Consider the following 17,042-nt stretch of genomic DNA (forward strand, 5'->3'; position numbering starts at 1 on the left):
AGGCTTACTTCTTCTCTTTCTCGACCGGTGCGTCGGCGGGCGCCTCGGCCAAGAGGAGCGGAATGCCCAGCGATTCGCGCACCTTGTTCTCGATCTCGCGCGACAACTCGCGGTTCTCGCGCAGGAACTCGCGTGCGTTGTCGCGGCCCTGCCCGATCTTCTCGCCGTTGTAGGCGTACCAGGCGCCCGACTTGTCGACGATCTTGGCGGCCACGCCCATGTCGATGATCTCGCCCTCGCGGCTGATGCCCTCGCCAAACAGGATGTCGAACTCGGCCGTCTTGAAGGGTGGCGAGACCTTGTTCTTGACCACCTTGACCTTGGTCTCGTTGCCGATCGCCTCGTCGCCCTTCTTGATGGTGCCGATGCGGCGGATGTCCAGGCGCACCGAGGCGTAGAACTTCAGCGCATTGCCGCCGGTGGTGGTTTCGGGCGAGCCGAACATCACGCCGATCTTCATGCGGATCTGATTGATGAAGATGACCATGCAGTTGGTCTTCTTGATGGTGGCGGTCAGCTTGCGCAGCGCCTGGCTCATCAGGCGGGCCTGCAGGCCGGGCAGCGAGTCGCCCATTTCGCCTTCGATTTCGGCCTTGGGCGTGAGCGCGGCGACCGAGTCGACCACGATCAGGTCGACCGCGCCGGAACGCACCAGCGAATCGACGATCTCGAGCGCCTGCTCGCCGGTGTCGGGCTGGCTGATGAGCAGGTCGGAGAGGTTCACGCCGAGCTTCTGCGCGTACTGCACGTCGAGCGCGTGCTCGGCATCGACGAAGGCGCAGGTGCCGGCCTGGCGCTGCATTTCGGCGATGACCTGGAGCGTGAGCGTGGTCTTGCCGGACGATTCCGGGCCGTAGATTTCGATGACGCGACCGCGCGGCAGGCCGCCGACGCCGAGCGCGATGTCGAGGCCGAGCGAGCCGGTGGAGACCACCTGGATGTCTTCCAGCGCTTCGCCTTCGCCGAGCCGCATGATCGTGCCCTTGCCGAACTGCTTTTCGATCTGGGCCAATGCGGCCTGGAGGGCTTTGGCCTTTTCGCTGTTGGCGACCGAAATGCTTGCGCCCTTGACGACTGCGTCCATGTGGAAAACTCCTTGAATATCAACGGGTTGGGTGGGATTCATCCCGCTGCTTTTAATTACAGGCTGGATGCTTGAACAGTAGTGTAGGGGCCAATGAGTGCGAGTAAACCCATTTTTTGGTCAGTTTGCTTTACTATCTGGCCGCCATGTCAGCCCCCGTTTTCCCGATCGACCACGAAGCCTGGCGGCAAACCCACCTGGGACGCCTGCTCGGCCATGCCATGCGCCGTTTCGACGAACGCGTGCTCGCGTTGATGGCCCATGACGCCGAGGTGCCGCTCGCGCTCTCGAACCTCGCGGCACGCGCGCAGGTAAGCGCCGCGCATATCCACATCACGCGCCACCTCGCGCGTGACGGCTCGCGCCTGACCGAACTTGCCGAGCGCGCCGGCATGACCAAGCAGGCGATGGGAGCGCTCGTCGACCAATGCGAGGCCTGGGGCCTGGTGACGCGCGGGCCTGATCCGCTCGATGCGCGCGCGCGTCGAGTGCTCTTCACCGCTGATGGCCTGGCCTGGCTCGAGGCCTTCCGCAACGCCGTCGCACAGGCGGAGAAGGAGTTCCGCGCCAGCGTGGGCGACGAGATCGCCACCGTGGTAACCATCGGTCTCGAAGCCTATGCAGCGGCCTAGAATTCGATGGGAATTGGCGCGACCAAGTCCAGGGACCCTGCGGAACCGGCTCCGCCGGGCCGCTGGGGTTGCCCCCGGAGAGGGGGTGCAGAGCCACACGACGTGGGCGAGGCTGGGGGTGAACCTAGGATGCGAATACTGATTGCGGAAGATGACCAGGTGCTGGCCGACGCCCTCCTGCGCAGCCTGCGCACCTCCGGCTCGGCGGTCGACCACGTGGCGACCGGTTCGCAAGCCGATGCCGCGCTGATGACCAACAGCGAATTCGACCTGCTAATTCTCGACCTCGGCCTGCCCAACCTGCACGGCCTCGAAATCCTCAAGCGGCTGCGTGCGCGCGGCTCGCAGTTGCCGGTGCTGGTGCTGACCGCTGCCGACAGCGTCGAGGAGCGCGTCAAGGGCCTCGACTACGGCGCCGACGACTACATGGCCAAGCCCTTCTCGCTGCAGGAACTCGAGGCGCGCGTGCGTGCGCTCACGCGGCGCGGCATGGGCGCCACCAGCAACGCAATCAAGCACGGCCCGCTGGTCTACGACCAGGCCGGCCGCGTCGCGACCATCGACGGCAAGATGATCGAACTCTCCGCGCGCGAACTCGGCCTGCTCGAAGTCCTGCTGCAGCGCGCCGGACGCCTGGTGAGCAAGGACCAACTGGTCGAGCGCCTGTGCGAGTGGGGCGAGGAGGTCAGCCTCAACGCGATCGAGGTGTATATCCACCGCCTGCGCAAGAAGATCGAGAAGGGCCCGGTGCGCATCGCCACCGTGCGCGGCCTCGGCTACTGCCTCGAGAAGATTCCCTCCTGATGCCTCGCTGCGCTTCGCGCGAAGCCCGGGGGCGCGCCACGTGAAGCTTTTTCAGCGCGCACAGCGTTCTCTGTTCGGTGAGATCCTCGACTGGATGCTCACGCCGCTGCTGCTGCTGGTGCCAGTCAGCATCGGCGTCACGTGGCTGGTGGCGCAGGGCATCGCGAACGCGCCTTTCGATCGCGCGCTGGAAGCCAACATCCAGATCCTCGCGCGGCTTGTCGACGTGGAAAACGGGCGCATCCAGTTCGTGCTGCCGCAGCCGGCGCGCGAGATCCTCGGCGGCGACGAGATCGACCGCGTGTACTACCAGTTGCTCGACGGGCACGGCACGCTGCTCAGCGGCGAACGCGAGATTCCGTTTCCTGGCACGGACGACCCTCCGATCCCAGGCGTGGTCTACCTGAGCAATGGGCAGATTCATGGCAAGGCCGTGCGCATCGCCTCGCTCTGGATCGCCGGAACCTCGCCCGACGCGCCGCTGACGCTGCTGCAGGTGGCCGAAACGCGCGAGAAGCAGTCGGTGCTCGCAACCGAGATCATCAAGGGCGTGCTGCTGCCGCAGTTCGCGATTCTGCCGCTGGCAGTGCTGCTGATCTGGCTTGCGCTGGTGCGCGGCATCAAGCCGCTGTCGGTGGTGGAGGCGCGCATCCGCGAGCGGCGGCCGGGCGACCTGAGCCCGCTCGACGAGTCCTCCGTGCCGCTCGAAGTGGTGCCGCTGGTGCTGTCGGTCAACGATCTGCTGAACAAGCTCAACGACTCCATCGGCACCCAGAAGCGCTTCCTGGCCGATGCGGCGCACCAGCTCAAGACGCCGCTCGCAGGCCTGCGCATGCAGGCCGACCTGGCGCAGCGCGAAGGCGCCAATGCGAATGAACTGAAGCAATCCCTCAAGCAGATCGGCCGCGCGAGCGTGCGCGCGACGCACACCGTGAACCAGTTGCTGTCGCTCGCCCGCGCGGAAGGCAGCGGCGCCAACATCGGCCGGCAGCCCTGCGACCTCGCACGACTGACGATCGAAGTCGTGCGCGAAGCGGTGCCGCGCGCGATCGACAAGCGCATCGACCTCGGCTATGAAGGCGCCGAGCCGGGTGCGCCCGGCGTGGCCTTCGAAGGCAATCCGACACTCCTGAAGGAGCTGGTGCGCAACCTGCTGGACAACGCCATCAACTACACGCCCTCCACGCCGGAGCGGCCGGGCGTGATCACTGCGCGGGTGCTGGCCGATCCCTTCGGCCGCATCGTCGTGCTGCAGGTCGAGGACAACGGCCCGGGCATCCCCGAGAGCGAGCGCGAGTTGGTGTTCCAGCCCTTCTACCGCGTGCTGGGGAATGAAGCGGACGGTTCCGGTCTGGGCCTGCCGATCGTGCTGGAGATTGCGCGACAGCACTTCGCAACGGTGCGACTGGAAGACGCGCACCCGGGCCAGCACCCTCCGGGCACGCTCGTGAGCCTGCGCTTCGACGCCAACGAAAGCGAACGCCGCGCCGAACGGCCTCGCGCCTAGGGCTTCGGAGGCTCGTCCTTGCGGATCTGCAGCATCTGCGGCCGCACCTGTTGCGTCAGGCGCTGCGGCTCGCGTTCGCTGAAGCGTGCAGGCTCGGTGCCGAAGACGGCGAGCCCGCCGCGCGTCCAGGCGAAGTAGCCCAGGTTCGCCAGCAGCAGGACAACGACCAGCAGCCGCAACATCATGGTCGCGTGCGCACGGGCCGCACGCTGACTTCCGCGCTGATGATCGACTTCACGCCCGAAGTCGTTCGCACCAGCAGCTCGCCGCCCCAGCCCACACCTTCGCAAAGCCCTTCGGTGCCGTCGCTGAGCTGGACCTCGCGGCCGCGCAGGACATCGCGCGCGGCGAAGCGGGGGGCAAAGGGTACGAAGCCATCCTCGTCGAAGAGCTGAATATCGCGGACCAGCGGCAGCGCGATGTCACGCAGTACCTCGGCCGGGGTGGCGAGCGGACGCCATTCCTGCACCCAGGCCGGCGGTGTGCTGAGGCCGGTGGCGTCACGAGGCCCGATGTTGATGCCGATGCCGATCACCAGATAGCGCTCGGCAGCATCCTGTTGGAGCGTGGCGGTTTCGATCAGGATGCCGACCAGCTTGCGCTCGCGGTACCACAGGTCGTTGGGCCACTTGAGCGACAGGCCCACGGCGTTCGAAGGGTCGAGACTTTCCGCCACGCTGACCCCCACGGCGAGCGACAACCCCGACCAGTCGCGAGGCGCCAGCGGCAGGCCCAGCGAGAAAGTCAGGGTGGCGGGTTCGCGATCGCTCTGCGCGCTTTGCCAGGCGCGGCCCATCCGGCCGTGCCCCGCCGTCTGTCGCTCGGCGGCCAGCAGCACCGGCGCCTGGCGGCCATCGCGGGCACGCCGCATGAGTTCGCTGCTGGTGGAATCGATCTCGGGGACGACCTCGACGGCGAACCCAGGCAGAAGGGGCGCCACTGCGCCCGCGATCTCGTCCTCGAACCAGGGCGTGGCCATGATCAGCGCTTGCCGGTTTTCCCGGACTTGCCGTCCTTGGCGGCCTTGGCCTTCTTCTTCGGTTCCTTGCCGGCCTCGCCGCCGTTCTTGTCGAGCTTCTTGCTCAGCTTGATTTCGCTCTTTTTCTCGGCCTTTTTGTCGCCGTTCTTCTCGCTCTTCCTGTCCTTCTTCTTGCTCTTCTTGTCCTTGTCGGACTTCGGGGCGAGCAGCGTGCCGCGGCAGCTTTCGGAGCCGCACCAGCAGGGGAACTCGGCCTTCAGCTTCCTCGTGTAGGGCTCGTCGATGATCAGGCCGTAGTCGTAGCTCAGCTCTTCGCCGGCCGCGATGTTGCGCAGCGCCTTGATGAAGACGCGGCCGTCCTGCTCGTCGGCTTCGCAGCTGGGATCGCAGGAATGGTTGATCCAGCGGGCGGCATTGCCGTTGACGCCGCCATCGATCACACGGCCATCATCGATGTGGAAGTAGAAGGTGTGGTTGGGCTGCGCCGGGTCGTGCGGATGGCGGCGCAGCGCTTCCTTCCAGGTGATGACCTCGCCCTTGTATTCGATGAGCGTTTCGCCCTCCGCTATATCCTGCACGGCGAAGACGCCGTTGCCATGAACGCCGGAGCGCCGCGTCTGGATGCGGCGGCCGCCGGAAACGGGGGATTTGGATGGCATCGCGGAAGTCTGTTAGTTTGAATATGTACGCATGCGCGTGCGCGTACGCACGCGAGAAGCGCCAGATTGTAGATGTGGCCCCCACGCTCCCCCACTGCGTGTCGTCGCTGCCCCCCGAGGGGGCCGCAGGCCGCCTTGGGGCGGCCCGGCGCCGGCCTATTTTTTGAGAATGGAATCGTTGATGAAGACTTTGGTGATTGCAGAGAAGCCATCGGTGGCCCAGGACATCGTCCGGGCGCTCACGCCCGTGGCCGGCAAGTTCGACAAGCACGAAGAACACTTCGAGAACGAAAAGTACGTCGTGACCAGTGCCGTCGGTCACCTGGTGGAAATCCAGGCGCCCGAGGAGTTCGACGTCAAGCGCGGCAAGTGGAGCTTCGCCAACCTGCCGGTGATCCCGCCGCGCTTCGACCTCAAGCCGGTCGACAAGACCAAGACCCGCCTCAACGCGGTCGTGAAGCAGGCCAAGCGCAAGGACGTGACGCAGCTCGTGAACGCCTGCGACGCGGGCCGCGAGGGTGAGTTGATCTTCCGCCTGATCGAGCAGTACGCGGGCGGCAAGTCGCCGCTGGGCAAGCCGGTCAAGCGCCTCTGGCTGCAATCGATGACGCCGCAGGCCATCCGCGACGGCTTCGACCAGTTGCGCACCGAGCAGCAGATGCAGGGCCTGGCCGATGCCGCGCGCTCGCGCTCGGAGGCCGACTGGCTGGTCGGCATCAACGGTACGCGCGCCATGACGGCGTTCAACTCGCGCGACGGCGGGTTCTTCCTGACCACCGTGGGCCGCGTGCAGACGCCGACGCTCTCCGTCGTGGTCGAACGCGAGGAAAAGATCCGCAAGTTCGTGAGCCGCGACTATTGGGAAGTGCACGGCAGCTTCCTGGCCGAGGCGGGCGAATACCCGGGCAAGTGGTTCGACCCCAACTGGAAAAAGCCGCCGCCCGGCCCGGACGGCGTGGCCGACCCCGAGCAGCGCGCCGACCGCGTGTGGAACGAACGTGAAGCCCGCGAGATCGCCGAAGCCGCGCGCGGCAAGACCGCCACCGTCACCGAGGAGAGCAAGCCCACCACGCAGGCTTCGCCGCTGCTGTTCGACCTGACTTCACTGCAACGCGAGGCCAACGGCCGCTTCGGCTTCAGCGCCAAGACCACGCTGGCGCTGGCGCAAAGCCTTTATGAACGCCACAAGGCGCTGACCTACCCGCGGACCGACTCGCGAGCGCTGCCCGAGGACTACCTGCCGGTCGTCAAGCAGACCATGGGCATGCTCGCGAACAGCGGGATGCGGCACCTGGCGCCCTTCGCGCAGCAGGCCATCGACGGCAACTACGTGAAGCCCTCGAAGCGCATCTTCGACAACGCCAAGGTCAGCGATCACTTTGCGATCATCCCGACCTTGCAAGCGCCGAGCGGCCTCTCCGACGCGGAACAGAAGCTCTATGACTTCGTGGTCCGCCGCTTCATGTCGGTGTTCTTCCCCAGCGCCGAATACCAGGTGACGACCCGCATCAGCACGGTCGAGCACGCGGGCAAGAAGTACCCGTTTCGCACCGACGGAAAGGTGCTGGTGAAGCCGGGCTGGCTCGCCATCTACGGCAAGGAAGCGCAGGACGACGAAAAGGAAGACGACAAGGACGGCAAGCGCCTCGTGCCGGTGAAGCCCGGCGAGATGGTGAAGGTCGAGTCCGTCGAGCCCAAGGGCCTCAAGACGCGCCCACCCGCGCGCTATTCGGAAGCCACGTTGCTCGGCGCGATGGAAGGCGCGGGCAAGACCATCGACGACGACGAACTGCGCGAGGCCATGCAGGAGAAGGGCCTCGGCACCCCCGCCACGCGCGCGGCCATCATCGAAGGCCTGCTGGCCGAGAAATACATGCATCGCGAAGGCCGCGAGCTGATCCCGACCGCCAAGGCCTTCCAGCTCATGACGCTGCTGCGCGGCCTCGGCGTGGAAGAGCTCTCCAAGGCCGAACTCACCGGGGAATGGGAATACAAGCTCGCGCAGATGGAACATGGCAAGCTCAGCCGCGAGGCCTTCATGCGCGAGATCGCCGAGATGACGGAGCACATCGTCAAGAAGGCCAAGGAGTACGACCGCGACACCGTGCCCGGCGACTACGCCACGCTCGCGACGCCGTGCCCCAACTGCGGCGGCGTGGTGAAGGAGAACTACCGCCGCTATTCCTGCACCGGCAAGCCCGGGCAGGAGCCCTGCGGCTTCTCCTTCGGCAAGTCGCCCGCGGGCCGCACCTTCGAAGTGGAGGAGGCGGAGCAACTGCTGCGCGACAAGCAGATCGGCCCGCTGGAGGGCTTCCGCTCCAAGGCCGGCTGGCCCTTCACCTCGGAGATCGTCCTCAAGTTCGACGACGAGGCGAACAACTGGAAGCTGGAGTTCGACTTCGGCGACGACAAGAACGCCGAGACCGGAGAGATCGTCGACTTCGCCGGCCAGGAGTCGCTCGGCCCGTGCCCGAAATGCGCCTCGCGCGTGTTCGAGTACGGCAGCAACTACGTCTGCGAGAAGTCGGTGCCGACCGAAGCTCAGCCCACCCCGAGCTGCGACTTCAAGACCGGCAAGATCATCCTGCAGCAGCCCGTGGATCGCGCGCAGGTCGAAAAACTGCTCGCCACCGGCAAGACGGACCTGCTCGACAAGTTCGTCTCCATGCGCACGCGCCGTGCGTTCAAGGCCTTCCTGGCCTGGAACAAGGAAGAGGGCAAGGTGACCTTCGAGTTCGAGCCCCGGACCAGCAAGTTCCCGCCGCGCAAGACCTTCACCAAGGCCGCACCGGCCGCTGCAAAGAAGGCGGCGGCGAAAACGCCGGCAGCCAAGAAGGTCGCGGCAAAGAAGGCTGCCGCCCCCAAGGCACCACGCAAGCCGGGCGCGGGCCTCAAGCCCAGCGACGCGCTGGCTGCGGTGATCGGCGCGGACCCCGTGCCGCGCACCGAGGTCATCAAGAAGCTGTGGGACTACATCAAGGCCAACGGCCTGCAGGACGCGGCCAACAAGCGTGCCATCAACGCCGATGCCAAGCTGAAGCCGGTGTTCGGCAAGGATCAGGTCACGATGTTCGAGCTGGCCGGCATCGTGGGTAAACATCTGGCCTGAAGAGACAGGAGATTCGCATGAAGCAGTTCTTTGCCATCTCGTTCGCTGCGGCCCTTTGCCTGCTCGCGGGCTGCGCCGCGCCGGGCTCCGGCGGCGGCTCGGCCTCCAGCGGCAGCACGGGCAGCAACGGCATCACCGTGTTCGGCACGATCGATGCCGGCGTCAGCGGCTACAAGAACCAGAGCCGCTAGTTCATGAGCAAGGCCTGCCGCAGCAGCCGCGCCGCGCGGTTGCGGATGCGGCCAGGCGCGCTGCGCAGCGGACCGCGCGGACTCACCTTGGCCGTCGCGCAAGCCCACAGGAAGTCCTCGAGGATCGCCGTGTCGTCGACCGTGTCGGTCGCGCCGTAGTTGTGGAACTCCGGGTGCCACTGGGTCGCCGCGATGTAGCTGCGGCCGCGATCGGGCCGGCGGCGGATGGCTTCGGCCACGTGGTCGGGAATGCTCCAGGCCTCGACCTCGAAACCGGGCGCCAGATCCTTCACGCCCTGGTGATGGATGCTGTTGACGCGCGCTGTCTCCATGTCTGGGTAGAGGTGCGAGAGCCGTGATCCCGGCGTGATGCGGATCTCATGGAAGTTCTGGTCGTAGGTGACCGGATCGCGATGCCGCTGGGCATTGGGATGCTGCGCCTCGATGTCCTGGTAGAGCGTGCCGCCGAAAGCCACATTGATCAACTGCAAGCCCCGGCAAACGCCGAAGATGGGCTTGCCCGCCTGCTCGAAGGCTTCGACCAGCGCGAGGTCGTAGAGGTCGCGGACGCGGTCGCCGATCCAGGCGTCCTTGAGGGGCACCTCGCCGTAGCTGCCAGGCCAGACGTCGGCCCCGCCGTGCATCACGACACCGTCGAGCCATTCGGCGTAGTGCGAGAGCTTGGTGTCGCCACGCGCCGTTTCGCCCGTCGGGCAGGGGACCATCACCACCATCGCGCCGGCCGACATCAGCCAGTGGGCGATCGACTGCTCCACGTACTGCAGCGTCTTGTTGGTGAACAAGGAGCGCGCAGGGTCGGCGTGGGAGAAGCAGGCGGACAGGCCGATCTTGAGACGCCCGGAAACCGTTTGTGACATCGCATTCGGGGCGCCGACCTGTGCCGCTTCGCCCTCGGATTGACAGAGCGCCCATTGTGAAACGTTCCGGCGTAATGCGCACACGCCGTGGGGCTTCGCAGCGTGTCGGACAACGCCTCGCGTTGCGTCGACGCAAATCGTGCATCATTTGCGCCGATTGACCAGGAGACAAGCGATGAAGACGATCAAGGGGCCTGCCATTTTTCTGGCCCAGTTCACTGGCGACACCGCGCCGTTCAACTCGCTCGACACCATCGCCGGCTGGGCGGCGGGCCTTGGCTACAAGGGCGTGCAGATCCCGAGCTGGGACGGCCGCATCTTCGACCTCAAGAAGGCTGCCGAGAGCAAGTCCTACTGCGATGAAGTGAAGGGCACGCTCGCAAGGCATGGGCTCGAGATCACCGAACTGTCGACGCATCTGCAAGGCCAGCTGGTCGCGGTGCACCCCGCTTACGACGCGGGCTTCGACGGCTTCGCCGCGCCCGAAGTGCGCAACGATCCGGTCCGGCGGCAGAAATGGGCGGTCGAGCAGCTGCACTACGCCGCGCAGGCTTCGTCGAATCTCGGCCTGACCGCCCACGCGACCTTCTCCGGCGCGCTGGCGTGGCCCTATCTCTACTCCTGGCCGCCGCGCCCGCCCGGCCTCATCGAGGAAGCCTTCGATGAACTCGCGCGGCGCTGGAAGCCGATCCTCGACCGATTCGACGAGGCCGGCGTCGACGTCTGCTACGAAATCCACCCGGGCGAGGACCTGCACGACGGCGTGACCTACGAGATGTTCCTCGAACGCGTGAACAACCATCCCCGCGCCTGCCTGCTCTACGACCCGAGCCACTTCGTGCTGCAGCAGCTCAACTACCTCGACTACATCGACCACTATCACGAGCGCATCAAGATCTTTCACGTGAAGGACGCCGAGTTCAACCCGACCGGCAAGCAGGGTGTCTACGGCGGCTTCCAGTCCTGGCTGAACCGGGCAGGACGCTTCCGCTCGCTGGGCGACGGCCAGGTGGACTTCGGCGCGATCTTCTCGAAGATGGCGGCCTACGACTTCCCGGGCTGGGCCGTGTTGGAGTGGGAGTGTTGCCTCAAGCATCCTGAGGACGGCGCACGCGAAGGCGCGGAGTTCATCGCGCAGCACATCATCCGCGTGGCCGATCGCGCGTTCGATGACTTCGCGGGCGGCGGGATCAACACGGCCGCCAACAAAAAGATGCTCGGCATCGCTTGAGCTAAATGCCTTGTGGCTTGCGAAGGGTTTGCATCCGATCAACCGCGTGCACCTTGATCTTGCGCACCTCCGACCCCTGCCGCACGGTCAGTTCGACATCCGCGTCGGCGTCCGGCCGCTTCCACAGCTGCTTGTAGAAAGCCTCCAGCGTCGTGACCTGGATGCCGTCGATCTCCAGCACCACGTCACCGGGCCGCAAGCCGGCTTCGAGCGCCGGTCCGGAGCGATCGACCCGAACGATCTCGACGTGACCGCCGCGCTCCGACGATGACAGGCCCAGCCACGGCCGGACGCTAGCGCGCGTCTTGCCGGTGGACTGCATCTCCGCAAGGACTGGGCGCAGCAGGTCGACCGGCACGAACATGTTGCCGGGCAGGGTTTGCTCCGGCCCGGCGGCTTCCAGCACGAACAGGCTGCCGATGCCGAGCAATTCGCCGTCGGCGTTGAAGAGCGATGCGCCGCTGTGGTTGGCAACCGGCGGGCTCGTGAAGATCGCCGCCTCGATGTGATATTCCCAATAGCCCGAGAAGGCACGCGTGCCGACCAGGCGCGTGAAGCCCACTTCCGTGCCGCTACTGCTGCCGGTCGCAACGAGCAGAGGTTGCCCCGTGTTCAGGCTGGACACGCCGGCCAGCGGAACGGGCTCTACACCCCGCAGCGGCACCAGCGGACGCACCAGTCCGAATCCGGTGGCGAGGTCGTAGGCCACCTGGCGCGCGGGCAGGACGCGTTCATCCTGGGTCACGACCTGGATGGTTTCGGCTTCGAGCAGCAGGTAGCCGATGGTGAGGATGAGCCCGTCGGGGCCGATCACCACACCCGATCCCGAGCGCCGCTGGCCCAGGCTCTCAGCCGAGGTGGCGCCTTCCGTCGCGGTGACGTTGAGTGCGACGACCGCATCGCCCGCGCGCTTGAGCGCCCGGATCTGCGCGTTGGACGATGCACTCTCCGGCGCATTGGCCGCCTGCGCGGCGGGAAGACTGGAGAAGAGCAGGGCGCTTCCCGCGAGCAGGCATCCGACCCATCGGGTGCGAGCGCAAGATAACCAGTCGGCCCGCGAAGATCGAACAACTGATCCTTGAACTTGCATGGCCGCGCTCCTTGGAACGATGGTCCCCCATGGTGCGCCCCCGAAGCCGCGCTCGCAAGTCCGCTTCAGCGCGAAGCAGCGTGCGTCATTGCGGCTTCAGTGCTGGCCGCGCGGCCGGCAGTTCGTCGCGGGTCACCAGCCAGATGCCCCCGCACACCAGCAGCAGCGCCAGTCCGTTCTTCCATTCCAGGAAACTCTCGTTCAGGAAGAACGCCGACAGCAGGGTGCCGAAGACCGGCACCATGAAGTTGAACACCGCGACCATGCTCACGCGGTTGTACTTGAGCAGGGTGGTCCACAGCGAGAAGGCAGCGGACGACAGCACGACCAGATAGCCCAGCAAGGCCAGCGCAGCCGGCGTCGGGCTGCCGAGCGTTCCGCCCATGGCAAAGCCGATCACCAGCAGCGCGGCGCCACCGATCGCCAGTTGATAGCCCGTGAGCACGACCGAATCGATCCGCTGCGAGAGCTTCTTGCCGTAGATGCTGGCCGCAGACAGCACGAGCGCCGCCATCACCACCGAGCCTTCCCCCAGGAGAGTGAAGTCGAACTGCATCAGGCCGCTGCCAAAGTTCACCACCATCACGCCGACGAAGCCCACCAGGCAGCCGAGCACCTTGTTGAAGCTGAGCCGGTCGTTGTGATAGATGAAGTGCGCCAGCAGCACGCTGAAGAAGGTGCCGGTGGCATTCATGATCGAGCTTTTGACGCCGGTCGTGTGCGCCAGCCCGAGGTAGAAGAACAGGTATTGCAAGCTGGTCTGCGTCAGGCCCAGCAGGGTCACCTGTCCCACGGTGCGCCGGTCGAAAGGAAAGACGTTCTTCCCGCCCAGCGCCGCCACCCCTAACAGCACCAGCCCCGCGAAGAGAAAGCGGTAGCCCGCAAAGACGAGCTGCGAGGGAATGTCGCCCGGCGCGATGTGGAACATCGCGTAGCCGTTCTTGATGGCAGGATAGGCGCTGCCCCACAGCAAGCAGCACAGCGAAGCGAGAAGAAAGACGACCTTGCGGTGGGTGAAGAAGGCACGGCTGTTCACGCGCGCGCTCCCCAGACCTCGTGGCTGTCTCTCCGTCCGGACGGTTCATTCATCGTTGTTCTCCCTGAAAACGCGTTCTGCCAGTCATGTTGTCGTACAACAAACCGGCAATTATCGGAGAAACAACAAAGTCGTCTGACAACCCAGTGGCTACAGGCGCCGCGGGTGGCGCTTCCGACACACATGCGCCTCCGCTCGGCGCGCTGTCACGGAACTGAAATAGCAACTGTCGTGCCAGATCGGTTAGAATCTGGGGTTCGTTTCGATACCACGACGAAGCACTTCGTCACCTCGCCGGCTGGCCTGGAATTTCCGGGCCCTTTCATTTCAAGCCGGCTCAAACAGTGTGTTGGAGCGCCAGACCCGGCGCCCATGATTGCCACCACTGCCTTCGTACTTGTTGAAGCGAACAGCGCGCTGTCCGCTCCGGTGGGCGCCATTTCCGGCCGGCCTGCGCTCGTTTTTTCAATTGATTTCAGCGTTTCGCGGCGTCGCGGAGCGCAAGGCTTTTCATGGACATCATTCAACACAGCATTGCAGTGGGCAAGTACCTTGTCTCACCGCTCATCAAGGATCTGGACGACGGCCGTTTCTCGGCTTCCGTGTCGATCCGTTCCGGCCGCGGCAGCGGCATGCACGACCGCGTCATGCGCTTCACGCCGCGCTTCGGCAGCCATGCCGCCGCGGTGCGCTATGCCGTCGACCAGGGCCTGGGCTGGGTGCGCGATCGCACGGCCCCGCATGCGCGTTGCGCCGCTTGAACAGCGCCCCCGATTTCCTATCCAATCACGACAACCATTTTCAAAAGGTAATTCATGCCCAAGGAAGAACTGATCGAAATGAACGGCGCAGTGACCGAAGTGCTGCCTGACTCGCGCTACCGCGTGACGCTCGACAACGGCCACCAGCTCATCGCCTACAGCGGCGGCAAGATGCGCAAGCACCACATCCGCATCCTGGCCGGCGACAAGGTGTCGCTGGAGCTGTCGCCCTACGACCTGACCAAGGGGCGCATCACGTTCCGCCACCTGGAACGCCGTGGTCCCCCGCCCGTGAACAGCGGCGGCAACAACTCGCAGCGCCGCTGATCCTCGCAGTGACCGGTTCCGCCACCGACTTCGCCACGCTGCCACTTTCGCCACAGATGCTGGCGAACCTGACGCAGCTCGGCTATCTGCAGATGACGCCGATCCAGGCGGCCAGCCTGCCCGTGGCGCTGCTCGGCAAGGACCTCATCGCGCAGGCCAAGACGGGCAGCGGCAAGACCGCCGCCTTTGCGCTGGCGCTGCTGGCCAACCTCAATCCGCGGCGCTTCGCGGTGCAGGCCATGGTGCTGTGCCCAACGCGCGAACTCGCCGACCAGGTGACCACGGAAATCCGCCGTCTCGCACGGGCCGAGGAAAACATCAAGGTCGTCACGCTGTGCGGCGGTGTCGCATTGCGCGGCCAGCTCGCCAGCCTCGAACACGGCGCGCACATCGTCGTCGGCACGCCGGGCCGCATCATGGACCACCTCGACCGCGGCAGCCTCGACCTCGGAGCGCTCAACACGCTGGTGCTCGACGAAGCCGACCGCATGCTCGACATGGGCTTCTTCGACGACATCGCCAAGGTCGCGCGGCTGTGCCCCAAGGAGCGCCAGACGCTGCTGTTCTCGGCCACCTACCCCGAAGGCATCGCCAAGCTCAGCGCGCAGTTCATGAAGAGCCCGCAGCAGATCACGGTACAGGCCCAGCATGACGGCGCCAAGATCCGCCAGCGCTGGTACGAGGTGAAGGACAGCGAGCGGCTCCACACCGTGAGCCTGCTGCTGAACCACTTCCGCCCGCTCAGCACGCTCGCCTTCTGCAATACCAAGCAGCAATGCCGCGACCTCGTGCAGGTGCTGCAGGCGCAGCGCTTCAGTGCGCTGGCGCTGTTCGGCGAGCTCGAACAGCGCGAACGCGACCAGGTGCTGGTGCAGTTCGCCAACCGCAGCTGCTCCGTATTGGTCGCCACCGACGTGGCGGCACGCGGCCTCGACATCGCCCAGCTCGAGGCGGTGATCAACGTCGACGTGACGCCCGACCCCGAGATCCACATCCACCGCATCGGCCGCACCGGTCGCGGCGATGCAGAAGGCCTGGCGCTGAGCCTCGCCGGCATGGACGAGATGGGCAGCGTCGGAAAAATCGAACAATTGCAGGGCCGCGAATCCGAATGGCACCCCGTCGGCGAACTCGCCGGCGACCCGACCCCGCTGCAGCCGCCGATGGCCACGCTGCAGATCGTCGGCGGCCGCAAGGAGAAGATCCGCGCGGGCGACGTGCTGGGTGCGCTGACCGGCGAGGCCGGCTTCACCAAGGAGCAGGTCGGCAAGATCAACGTCAACGAGTTCTCCACTTACGTGGCGGTCGACCGGCGAATTGCGCGCGAGGCCGTTCACAAGCTTTCCACCGGCCGCGTCAAGGGCAAGACCGTCAAAGTACGGCTGCTCGACGATGTGGCTTAATTACGTCCTTCGATTTCTTTTTACCGAGCTTTCCATGCCCAAGAAAATCCGCACCGAGGCAGACCGCATTGCCACCCCCCGACCCGTTCCGACGCCCGGCTACAACGTTCCCAAGGCGGGCGGTGGCCAGAAGGTCAGCCTGGAGCGCGGCACCGCAACCCGCAGCAAGAAGAACCCGGGCAAGCGGCCCAAGAAGGGCGGCTGATCGCGCATAGCGCCTTGTGAGCCTCGGCTCACGGCAAAACGCGCCTTCGGGCGCGTTTTTCATTTGGACCCTTCCGCAGCATCATGTCCGACGACTACCAGATCGACATCCCGCCCTCGTTCTTCGCGGTGTTCACCGACGCCAGGCAGCGCCTGAGCGAGCCGATCGCCGTCGTGCGCCAGCGCTACGAAGTCTGCGAGGACCTCGCCAATCATCTGGTGCAGCACGCGCAGATCCTGCACCACGTCGAGGTGCCGTCGGAGGACGAGATCCTGCGGCGAATCCTCGCAGGACTGGCATCGCCCGATGCCGGCGTGTCGGCGGCCGAAGCGCAATGGATCGTGCGCCGGCTCGCCGAGCTGCTCGGCTGGGCGTGCCCACCGCTCGACGACGAACCTGCCGCCTGAAGGCGCTCAGGCCGCCGCGCGCTTCGCCTTCTTTGCCGGTGCCGCCGCCTTGGCCCGCGCAGCCGTCACGGCGTCCGTGGACGGGATCATTGGAGGGAAGGGCGGCAGTGCCCGCTGGGCCACCCGCTTCGCCTCGGCCCATTCCATGCCGAGGCCCCGCAGCACACAGCTCGCTACTTCACGGCCGTGCAACGCCGGCACGCCGCCGAGGGACACGGTGCGCATCGCCTGCTGCACGGTGCCGTTGATCAGGTCCATGGCCGCCGTCTCGCCTGGAACGCGAAAGGCCTTCTGCTTCACCCCGAGCCGCAGGTCGGCCAGCACGTAATCGCGGATTTCCAGCAGCATCTCCGGCGCCGCGGCCGAGACCTCCAGCATCATCCGCGCCCATTCCGGGCTCTGCCCGGCCAGCCAGATGTAGCGCTGTATTCCGATCGCCATACGCTGTGAGCCCTCCGCGACGCCCTGCTGGCTGTCGGTGATGCGGCGGCACAAGGTGTGCGCCAGCAGCAGGGCGACCGCCCTCGCCACCTCTTCCTTCGTCTTGAAGTGGTTGTAGACCGTACCGGTCGTCATGCTCGCGGTCGTCGCGATTTCCTGCATCGTCGCGTCGCCATAGCCCCGCATGCTGAACACCCGGATCGCCGCCTGCACGAGCTGCAGCCGCGTGCGCTCGCGCTTGAGCAGGCCGGGCCGCGGCGCCCACACGCTTTCGGCCAGGACCTCTGGCAAAAGTGAT

The 17,042-nt window shown here is 65.9% G+C and carries 19 protein-coding genes; 11 read left to right on the plus strand and 8 right to left on the minus strand.

Going from position 1 to position 17,042, the window contains the following annotated elements; genetic code table 11:
* Positions 1-4: 4 nt before the first annotated feature.
* The gene (recA, locus tag QTI04_RS26955; protein ID WP_286618231.1) at positions 5-1,084 is read right to left on the minus strand and encodes a recombinase RecA; all 1,080 of its coding nucleotides are present in this window, start codon (positions 1,082-1,084) and stop codon (positions 5-7) included.
* Between the two features lie 146 nt (positions 1,085-1,230).
* Here recA and QTI04_RS26960 point away from each other — a divergent pair, with 146 nt between their 5' ends.
* The 3 genes from QTI04_RS26960 (at position 1,231) to QTI04_RS26970 (ending at position 4,027) form a co-directional block, all read left to right on the plus strand.
* The gene (locus tag QTI04_RS26960; protein ID WP_286600317.1) at positions 1,231-1,716 is read left to right on the plus strand and encodes a MarR family winged helix-turn-helix transcriptional regulator; all 486 of its coding nucleotides are present in this window, start codon (positions 1,231-1,233) and stop codon (positions 1,714-1,716) included.
* Positions 1,717-1,845: 129 nt separating this feature from the next.
* Positions 1,846-2,520, plus strand: coding sequence for a response regulator transcription factor (locus tag QTI04_RS26965; RefSeq protein ID WP_286600318.1), 675 nt, complete (start codon positions 1,846-1,848; stop codon positions 2,518-2,520).
* Positions 2,521-2,560: 40 nt separating this feature from the next.
* A complete protein-coding gene (locus tag QTI04_RS26970) occupies positions 2,561-4,027 on the plus strand; it encodes a sensor histidine kinase (protein WP_286618232.1) in 1,467 nt (488 codons plus the stop codon).
* Here the strand turns inward: QTI04_RS26970 and QTI04_RS26975 are convergent.
* From QTI04_RS26975 to QTI04_RS26985, 3 genes are read right to left on the minus strand one after another with little or no spacing between them, the layout of a single operon-like run.
* Positions 4,024-4,212: a sporulation protein gene (locus tag QTI04_RS26975; RefSeq protein ID WP_286600320.1), complete on the minus strand. Its 189-nt coding sequence runs from the start codon at positions 4,210-4,212 to the stop codon at positions 4,024-4,026. The two genes, QTI04_RS26970 and QTI04_RS26975, sit on opposite strands and share 4 nt — an antisense overlap.
* A complete protein-coding gene (locus QTI04_RS26980; protein WP_286618234.1) occupies positions 4,209-5,006 on the minus strand; it encodes a biotin--[acetyl-CoA-carboxylase] ligase in 798 nt (265 codons plus the stop codon). The genes QTI04_RS26975 and QTI04_RS26980 overlap by 4 nt, the downstream gene beginning before the upstream one ends.
* A gap of 2 nt (positions 5,007-5,008) precedes the next feature.
* Positions 5,009-5,665 (minus strand): SET domain-containing protein, encoded by a 657-nt coding sequence (locus tag QTI04_RS26985; RefSeq protein WP_286600324.1) that lies wholly within the window; start codon positions 5,663-5,665, stop codon positions 5,009-5,011.
* A gap of 181 nt (positions 5,666-5,846) precedes the next feature.
* Here QTI04_RS26985 and QTI04_RS26990 point away from each other — a divergent pair, with 181 nt between their 5' ends.
* Both QTI04_RS26990 and QTI04_RS26995 read left to right on the plus strand, forming a co-directional pair.
* Complete coding sequence (locus tag QTI04_RS26990; protein WP_286618236.1) at positions 5,847-8,774, plus strand: DNA topoisomerase III; 2,928 nt, start codon at positions 5,847-5,849, stop codon at positions 8,772-8,774.
* 17 nt (positions 8,775-8,791) lie between these two features.
* A complete protein-coding gene (locus tag QTI04_RS26995; protein ID WP_286600326.1) occupies positions 8,792-8,965 on the plus strand; it encodes a hypothetical protein in 174 nt (57 codons plus the stop codon).
* Here QTI04_RS26995 and QTI04_RS27000 read toward each other — a convergent pair.
* Positions 8,962-9,843, minus strand: coding sequence for a gamma-glutamyl-gamma-aminobutyrate hydrolase family protein (locus QTI04_RS27000; RefSeq protein WP_286600327.1), 882 nt, complete (start codon positions 9,841-9,843; stop codon positions 8,962-8,964). The genes QTI04_RS26995 and QTI04_RS27000 overlap by 4 nt on opposite strands.
* Positions 9,844-10,018: 175 nt before the next feature.
* Here QTI04_RS27000 and QTI04_RS27005 point away from each other — a divergent pair, with 175 nt between their 5' ends.
* Positions 10,019-11,074: a sugar phosphate isomerase/epimerase gene (locus QTI04_RS27005; protein WP_286618237.1), complete on the plus strand. Its 1,056-nt coding sequence runs from the start codon at positions 10,019-10,021 to the stop codon at positions 11,072-11,074.
* Position 11,075: 1 nt separating this feature from the next.
* Here the strand turns inward: QTI04_RS27005 and QTI04_RS27010 are convergent, their stop codons facing one another.
* Both QTI04_RS27010 and QTI04_RS27015 read right to left on the minus strand, forming a co-directional pair.
* Positions 11,076-12,164, minus strand: coding sequence for a S1C family serine protease (locus QTI04_RS27010; protein ID WP_286618239.1), 1,089 nt, complete (start codon positions 12,162-12,164; stop codon positions 11,076-11,078).
* An 85-nt stretch (positions 12,165-12,249) separates the two neighbouring features.
* Positions 12,250-13,200 carry a DMT family transporter gene (locus tag QTI04_RS27015; protein ID WP_286618241.1) on the minus strand — a complete coding sequence of 317 codons (951 nt, stop codon included), beginning with the start codon at positions 13,198-13,200 and terminating at the stop codon, positions 12,250-12,252.
* A gap of 512 nt (positions 13,201-13,712) precedes the next feature.
* Here QTI04_RS27015 and QTI04_RS27020 point away from each other — a divergent pair.
* From QTI04_RS27020 to QTI04_RS27040, 5 genes are all read left to right on the plus strand, one after another.
* Positions 13,713-13,961 (plus strand): hypothetical protein, encoded by a 249-nt coding sequence (locus QTI04_RS27020; protein WP_286600334.1) that lies wholly within the window; start codon positions 13,713-13,715, stop codon positions 13,959-13,961.
* A 54-nt stretch (positions 13,962-14,015) separates the two neighbouring features.
* On the plus strand, positions 14,016-14,288 hold the full coding sequence (infA, locus tag QTI04_RS27025; RefSeq protein ID WP_286519699.1) for a translation initiation factor IF-1: 273 nt from the start codon (positions 14,016-14,018) through the stop codon (positions 14,286-14,288).
* 8 nt (positions 14,289-14,296) lie between these two features.
* A complete protein-coding gene (gene dbpA, locus QTI04_RS27030) occupies positions 14,297-15,691 on the plus strand; it encodes an ATP-dependent RNA helicase DbpA (RefSeq protein ID WP_286618242.1) in 1,395 nt (464 codons plus the stop codon).
* Positions 15,692-15,725: 34 nt separating this feature from the next.
* A complete protein-coding gene (locus tag QTI04_RS27035) occupies positions 15,726-15,896 on the plus strand; it encodes a hypothetical protein (RefSeq protein WP_286600336.1) in 171 nt (56 codons plus the stop codon).
* Between the two features lie 83 nt (positions 15,897-15,979).
* Entirely contained in the window at positions 15,980-16,303 is a 324-nt protein-coding gene (locus QTI04_RS27040) for a hypothetical protein (protein WP_286618243.1), read from the plus strand.
* 6 nt (positions 16,304-16,309) lie between these two features.
* Here QTI04_RS27040 and QTI04_RS27045 read toward each other — a convergent pair whose 3' ends face one another.
* Complete coding sequence (locus QTI04_RS27045) at positions 16,310-17,035, minus strand: TetR/AcrR family transcriptional regulator (protein WP_286618244.1); 726 nt, start codon at positions 17,033-17,035, stop codon at positions 16,310-16,312.
* Positions 17,036-17,042 lie beyond the last annotated feature (7 nt).

The sequence above is a fragment of the Variovorax sp. J22R115 genome, from assembly GCF_030317005.1.
Taxonomy (GTDB): Bacteria; Pseudomonadota; Gammaproteobacteria; order Burkholderiales; family Burkholderiaceae_C; genus Variovorax.